The organism is Actinomadura fibrosa, from assembly GCF_900659615.1.
Lineage (GTDB): Bacteria > Actinomycetota > Actinomycetes > Streptosporangiales > Streptosporangiaceae > Spirillospora > Spirillospora fibrosa.
Genome location: NZ_CAACUY010000391.1, coordinates 1 through 5,807, shown reverse-complemented (window position 1 = coordinate 5,807; position 5,807 = coordinate 1). Strand labels below are relative to the sequence as shown.

Annotated in this window: 7 protein-coding genes; 3 read left to right on the top strand and 4 right to left on the bottom strand. The window is 75.3% G+C overall.

The annotated features are described in order from the left end of the window. Positions 1-60: 60 nt before the first annotated feature. Positions 61-348 carry a DUF6295 family protein gene (locus E1300_RS46925; RefSeq protein WP_131763739.1) on the bottom strand — a complete coding sequence of 96 codons (288 nt, stop codon included), beginning with the start codon at positions 346-348 and terminating at the stop codon, positions 61-63. A 49-nt stretch (positions 349-397) separates the two neighbouring features. Beyond that, positions 398-1,141 (bottom strand): dienelactone hydrolase family protein, encoded by a 744-nt coding sequence (locus E1300_RS46920; protein ID WP_131763738.1) that lies wholly within the window; start codon positions 1,139-1,141, stop codon positions 398-400. 171 nt (positions 1,142-1,312) lie between these two features. Between E1300_RS46920 and E1300_RS46915 the strand changes: the two genes are divergently transcribed. Next, complete coding sequence (locus E1300_RS46915; RefSeq protein ID WP_131763737.1) at positions 1,313-2,074, top strand: IclR family transcriptional regulator; 762 nt, start codon at positions 1,313-1,315, stop codon at positions 2,072-2,074. A gap of 29 nt (positions 2,075-2,103) precedes the next feature. On the opposite strand, the gene E1300_RS46910 is transcribed toward E1300_RS46915, so the two are convergent. Then, positions 2,104-2,514, bottom strand: a complete 411-nt coding sequence (locus E1300_RS46910) for a cell division protein SepF (protein WP_242619859.1) — start codon at positions 2,512-2,514, stop codon at positions 2,104-2,106. Between the two features lie 259 nt (positions 2,515-2,773). Beyond that, positions 2,774-3,235, bottom strand: a complete 462-nt coding sequence (locus E1300_RS46905; protein ID WP_131763735.1) for an STAS domain-containing protein — start codon at positions 3,233-3,235, stop codon at positions 2,774-2,776. Positions 3,236-3,487: 252 nt separating this feature from the next. Between E1300_RS46905 and E1300_RS46900 the strand changes: the two genes are divergently transcribed. Both E1300_RS46900 and E1300_RS46895 read left to right on the top strand, forming a co-directional pair. Next, on the top strand, positions 3,488-5,164 hold the full coding sequence (locus tag E1300_RS46900) for a PP2C family protein-serine/threonine phosphatase (protein ID WP_131763734.1): 1,677 nt from the start codon (positions 3,488-3,490) through the stop codon (positions 5,162-5,164). Continuing rightward, positions 5,161-5,807 (top strand): cobalamin B12-binding domain-containing protein (locus tag E1300_RS46895; protein WP_131763733.1); only part of this gene is annotated, 647 nt, incomplete at its 3' end. The genes E1300_RS46900 and E1300_RS46895, both read left to right, overlap by 4 nt.

The window sequence follows — 5,807 nt, the reverse complement described above, 5'->3', positions numbered from 1 at the left end:
CCCGCGACCATACGGCGCGATCTGACCCACCGCCTCCCATCGGACACATTTGGGCCGGGGTCAGGCCGTCCGGGTCCTGGGCTTGGCCGACGCGAGGCCGGGCGGCGCCGCGGCGAGGGCCTTCTGGATCGCGTCCACCAGGGCGAGCGCCGCCTCCTCGGTGAGCTCGACCGCGGCCCGCGCGGACGGCCCCTCGGCGGCGTTGGTGAAGGCGATGTTCACCGTGTGCTCGTGGCCCGCGTGGAACGGGTGGTCGACGTACACGGCGCCGCCGGTCACCGTGAACCAGCCGGACGCCCCCTTCGCGGCGCCGTCGAGCTCGACGGTGTGGGTCTGGTAGGTGCACATGGGAGTCCTCCTCGGGGGCTTTCCAGGGGTCGGGCCGGGTCAGGCCGGGTCAGGCCGAGAGGTGCCGGCCGAAGAAGTCGAAGATCCGCTTCCAGCCGTCCACGGCGGCCGCGGGCCGGTACGCCGGGCGCTCGACCGCGAAGAACGCGTGCCCCGCGTCGGGGTAGAGGTGGAAGTCGTGCTCCTTGCCCAGCTTGGTCAGCTCGGCGTCCAGCCGCTCGACCTCGGCGGGGGTGGGGAAGGTGTCCTCCTCGCCGAACAGCCCGAGCAGCGGGCACGACAGGTCGGCCGCCCGGTCGAGCAGCGGGACCGCCTTCAGCGGGAAGTCGCTCGGCGGCTCGGCGACGACGAACGCGCCGTAGCAGTCGACGGCCGCGTCGATGTCCAGGGAGCAGGCCGCGAGGAACGCCTGGCGCCCGCCGGAGCAGTACCCGATCACCCCGATCCTCCCGTTGGCGTGCTCCAGGGAGTTGAGGTGGGCGGCGGCCCCGGCGACGTCGCCGACGAGCTGCTCGTCCGGGACGCCGCCCTTCGCGCGGGCGGCGGCGGCCTGGTCGTCCGGGCTGACGTCCGCGCCCTCCCGCGAGTACAGGTTCGGGCAGATCGCCGCGTAGCCGTGCGCGGCGAACCGCCGGACGATCTCCCGGGTGGGCGCGTCGTAGCCGGGCATGTGGTGGATCACCACCACGCCGCCGCGCGGGGCGTCGCCGAGCGGCCTGGCGAGGTACGCCTCCAGCTCGGCCGACCCGTGCCCGGTGATCGTGACAGTACCGGCCCACATCGCGTCGTTCATGATTCCGATCGGCTCCGTTCCCGCTGGTGGATGGCTGTGCCGGGGCGGCCGGCGGCGCCGGGCGCGGTGCCGCCCGCCCCTCGGCCACGGTACTGCCACGGTGATCGGACGGCGGCCCCCGCCTCCCGCGCGCCGCGTCGCCTACGGTGCCGCGTCTCTTACAGTGAGGCCATGCCGTCCGACGAGTCCTTCCTGCGGCGCGCCGTCGCCGTGCTGAGCGCCTTCCGCGCGGACGACGACGGCCTCGGCGCGGCCGAGCTGGCCCGCCGCAGCGGCCTGCCGAAGTCGACCGCGCACCGGATCGCCCTCGACCTCGTGGACGCGGGGCTGCTGGAGCGGCGCGGGGCGCGCGTCCGGCTCGGCCTGAAGCTGTTCGAGATCGGCCAGCGGGTGCCGCGGCAGCGGGTGCTGCGGGACGCGGCCGTCCCCTACATGTCCGACCTGCGCGAGGCCACCCGGCAGACCGTCCATCTCGCCGTGCTGGAGGGCACCGAGGTCGTCTACGTCGAGATCCTCGGCTCGTCCGGCGGCCCGCCGCTGCCGTCCCAGGTGGGCGGGCGGCTGCCCGCGCACGTGACGGGGGTGGGCAAGGCGATCCTCGCGTTCTCCCCGCCGGAGGCGGTGCGGGCCGTGCTCGCCGCCGAGCCCGCCGCGGCCGGTGGGCGCCCGACCGGCGGTCGCGGCGCGCTCGCCCCGGGGCTGTTCACGAAGGAGCTGGCGCGGATCCGCGAGGAGGGCGTGGCGTACGACCGCGAGGAGTCCGGGCGGGGCATCGTGTGCGCGGCGAGCCCCGTCCTCGGCGCGGACGGCGCGGCCCTCGGCGCGCTGTCGGTGTCGGGCTGGTCGACGCGCATGCGCCTCGCCGCCGTGGCGCCGGCCGTCCACACCGCCGCGCTGACCCTCTCCCGGACGCTCCGGCACCAGGCCCGCTAGGAGCCGGGCCTGCCAGGATCGGGGAGGGCTCACGCCTGGTTGTAGAAGCCCTCGTCGGTCATCTTGCCCTGGTCGGTGAGGATCGTCGCGCCGGCCGGCAGGATCAGGAACACCCGGCGGGACAGGCGCTCGATGTCGCCCTGGCGGCCGAGGATGAGCCCGGAGGCGAAGTCGACGATGCGCCGGGCGTCGCCGTCGTTCATGTCGTCCAGGTTGATGATGACGGGGATGTCCTGGCGGAAGTACTCGCCGACGGTCGCCGCGTCGCGGAAGTTCCGCGGCCGCACCATCGCGATCTGGAGGCCCCGGTCGGCGGCGTCGCCGGCCTGGGCGCCGTCGTCGTCCGGCTCGGTGGCGGTCTCCTCGGTGGCGTACTCGTCGTCGAAGTCGTCGTCATGCTCGACGAGACCGAGCCAGTTACTGGCCTTACGAAGTCCCACGCGGGCCTCCATCGGTACTAGTCGAACAAATGCGGCGCCAGACTCCGGCAACCGTACGTCATGTCATCGCCCGGGGCCGGGCAACGCGCCGGGCCCGGCCACGGCTTCCCGATCTCTCCGGCCGCGGGGTCCGGCGTTCGCGCCCCGCGCGGCGTGCCCGTACCAGCGTAAACAGGCGGCCGGCCCGGCGTCGAACGGAATTCCCGCCTTTGCGGGCATCCCCTTCCGCGCCGTTCCGGCCGGCCTGTGCGGTGTCTTTTTACGAGACGTACCGCCGTTCCGCCGAGGACATTTCCCGTACATCGAAGTCCGCCGTTCCCACGGTGACCCACGCACGGCCGTCGCCGAGCGTCTCGCTGACGTCGATGCGCCCGTCCAGACCGGTCCGCTGCAGGATGCGGCGGCACATGTCGGTGGGACGTGCCAGGACCAGCCTGCCCCCGCGGGCGTGGACGAACTTCCAGACGCCCACCAGCGCGCCGAGCCCCGAGGAGTCGCAGAAGGACATCCCTTCGAGATCGAGGACGACGCGGCGGGTCGGCTCCGCGACGGAGAGGACGTACTCCCGGAACGCCTCGGCCGAGAGGAAGTCGAGTTCTCCGTCCACGCGGACGAGCACGTACGAGTCATGGTGCTCGGTGCGCGCCCACAGGCGTCCATCGGTACAGGCCCACGCCGGGGAAGAGGGCGATCGATCAGTCCCCGCCATGTCCATCGCCATGCTTTCACCTCCAAGCACAGGCGGCCCTACCCCCGGACCGGCCGATCATTCCGATCCGGGGCGGAGCGTGGCGCGTCGCACGCCGTGCGGGCCCCGTCGCACAGCGTGCGACGGGGGCGTACCGCGGTGGCGTGGACCCAGCCCGGCGGCTCGGGCGCTCTTTGGCAACCGTCCCGGGGCGGTTAGGCTGGCACGGATCTATGACCGAGCGGTTCGCTCCAGAAAGGAGAGTCCACCGCAGGCTCTGTGCTGATGGAAGTAACCCAAGGCGTCACCGGTGCACGGCGGCTCGACCACGTCCTGCATCCCCCTCCCTGCCCGGCCCTCGCGGTGGACGCGTCCGGCGTCATCGCCGACCTGAACGACGCGGCGGGGTCGCTGCTGAGCGCGGCGGCCGGATCCCCCCTGGCGGGCACGGTGCCGGAATGGCTCACCACCGCCCACAACGACTTCCGCCGAGGACCGGACGCCCACGCCGAACCCGCCAGCGGCCCGATCGGCGAGCGCGTCTTCGAGGCGCGCCCCAAGGCGCGCGAGGACCGGGCCGACGGCGCCGCGTACACGGTGTGGTGGCTCTTCGACGTCACCGACCGGCAGCGCCTGACCCGCGAGCTCACCAGCGAGCTCGCCACCGAGCGCGAGCGCACCGCCTTCCTCGCCGAGGCGTCCACCCGGCTGCTCGCCTCGCTGAACCTGGAACGGTGCATGGAGGCCACCGCCGGCCTCGCCGCGCGGCACCTCGCCGACGCGGCCATGGTGATCGCCCCGGGCACGGGCCGCGCGTACCCCGTCGCCCGCTGCGGCCCGGACGGGCGGGTCGAGTACGGCGAGCTGCTGGTCGACCCGGCGGAGGTGCCGGGCCTGGCCGAGGCGATGCAGGGGTTCCCGCCGGTGCCGTCCCGCTGGATCGACCCGTCCACCGCGCCCGACTGGGTCGCGCGCGGGGCGGTGCGCGACCCCGGCGCGATGGTCGTGACGGCGCTGCCCGGCCACGGCGTCCCGGCGGGCGCGCTGGTGCTGCTCCGCGAGCGGGGGCGCGAGGCGTTCTCCGCGGGCGAGGAGCTGTTCGCCCAGCTGTTCGCGGCCCGGGCGGGCGCGGCGATGTCGGCCGCGCGGCTGTACGCCGAGCAGGCGTCGATCACCGAGACGCTGATGCGCGACCTGCTGCCGCCGCGGGTGCGGGAGCTGGACGGCGTGGAGCTCGCGGCGCGCTACCGGCCGTCCGGCGACGGCGAGCGGGTCGGCGGCGACTTCTACGACCTGTACCCGGCCGCCGGCTCCGCGCCGGGCCCGGACGGCGAGTCGCTGGTGGTGCTCGGGGACGTGTGCGGCAAGGGCCTGGAGGCCGCCGTCCTCACCGGCAAGATCCGCAACACGCTGCGGGCCCTGCTGTCCCTGGCCGGCGACCACAGGCGCGTGCTGGAGCTGCTGAACGCGACCCTGCTGGACACCGTGACGGCCCGGTTCGTGACGCTGGTGATGGCGTCGGTCAGCCGGCAGGGCGCGCAGGCCCGGCTGCGGCTGACCAGCGCCGGGCACGCCGCGCCGCTGGTCGTGCGTGCGTCCGGCCGGGTGGAGACCGTGGCCACCGGCGGGTCGCTGATCGGCGTGCTGGACACGATCACGTCCACGAGCGCGACCGTGCTGCTGGAGCCCGGCGACACCTGCCTGCTCTACACCGACGGCGTCACCGAGGCCGTCGGCGGCCCGCTGGGCGAGGAGATGTTCGGCGAGGCCCGGCTGCGCGCCGAGCTGGAGCAGTGCGGCGGCATGCCGCCGGAGGCGCTGGTGGAGCGGGTGCACATGCTCGCGTCCCAGTGGGCGGGCGGCCGCCGCCGCGACGACCTGGCCGTGATCGCGATCACCGCGCCGCGGCGCTTCCACCTCAGCGCGGTCGGGGGGCACGGGCCCGGGAGGTTCACCGCATGAGCGGGACCGCGGCCCGGTCCGCCCCGTCCGTCCGCCCGGCGGCCGCGCCGGACGGCTGGACGGAGGCGTTCTGGGAGGCGGTCGCCGCCGGGGACGAGTACGCCGCGGCCGACGCGGCCCTGGCCGCGCTGGACGGCGGGATGGACGCCGAGGGCCTGCTCCTCGACGTCATCGCGCCCGCGCAGGCGCGGCTCGGCCGCGAGTGGGCCGCCAACCGGATCACCGTGGCGCAGGAGCACACCGCGACCGCCGTCAACGAGCGCGTGATCGGCGCCGTGGCGCACCATCCCGCCGTCCGCGGGCGGCGGGACGCGGACGGCGCCGGGCGGCGGGGCCGGGTCGCGGTCGCGTGCGTCGACGGGGAGTGGCACGCGCTGCCCGCGCGGCTCGTGGCCGAGGTGCTCCGGCTGCGCGGCTGGCACGTCGACTACCTCGGCGCGCAGGTGCCGACCCCGCACCTGATCGCCCACGTCCACCGCACCGGCCCGGCCGTGGTGGCGCTGTCGACCTCGATCGCCACCCGGCTGCCCGCCGCGCACGCCGCCGTCACCGCCTGCCAGGCGACCGGCACGCCCGTCATGGCCGGCGGCGCCGCCTACGGCGCGGACGGCCGCTACGCCCGGCTGCTCGGCGCCGACGCGTG